Origin of the sequence: Mesorhizobium sp. M1A.F.Ca.ET.072.01.1.1, from assembly GCF_004023325.1 — a bacterium.
Classification (GTDB): domain Bacteria; phylum Pseudomonadota; class Alphaproteobacteria; order Rhizobiales; family Rhizobiaceae; genus Mesorhizobium.
Window position 1 is genome coordinate 1 of sequence record NZ_RZSF01000697.1, and the last position, 601, is coordinate 601.

Consider the following 601-nt stretch of genomic DNA (forward strand, 5'->3'; position numbering starts at 1 on the left):
TCAACGTCACGCTAGGCGGCGGCGGTATTTCCGCCTGACGGCGAGACAGAAGTTGGCAGTGCAGAGAGCAGCGGCATGAGCGACGCAAACAGGGTGCTATGGTCCGAGGGGCTCTTCCTGAGAACCCAGCATTTCCAGCAGCAGGACCGGTTCTTCGAGGCGATGGTGCGGGGCGCGCTGCAGGCCGGCCAGCTCCATACGTTCGGCTTCCAGCAGCTGACGCTCGATCAATCGCTGCTCGATGCAGGCCAGGTTTCTATCGTGTCCGCCCGGGGTATTTTCCCCGACGGCACGCCCTTCTCCATCCCGGAAATGATGGACGCGCCGAAACCGCTGCCGGTCACGGCGGATACCGGCGCCGGGCCGGTGCTGGTCGCGCTGCCGCTCGAGCCGCCCGGCGGCGTCGGTTTCGACCCGGCGCATGCCGCGTCGACCGGCGCGCGCTATCACGGCAGGATCGTGCCGGTGCGCGATTCCGTGCAGGGCGGCGCCGACCCGGAAGAGATCGAGATCGCCCGCCCGCAGGCGGTGCTGCTTGCGCCCGGCAAATCGGTCGGCGGCTATACCGCGCTGCCGGTCGCCGACATCAAGGGCGTGCGGG

Annotated in this window: 1 protein-coding gene; it reads left to right on the top strand. The window is 68.6% G+C overall.

The annotated features are described in order from the left end of the window. Positions 1 to 75 precede the first annotated feature (75 nt). Positions 76 to 601: type VI secretion system baseplate subunit TssK (gene tssK, locus EOA32_RS37605; protein ID WP_189407746.1), on the top strand; the 526-nt coding region annotated here is incomplete at its 3' end.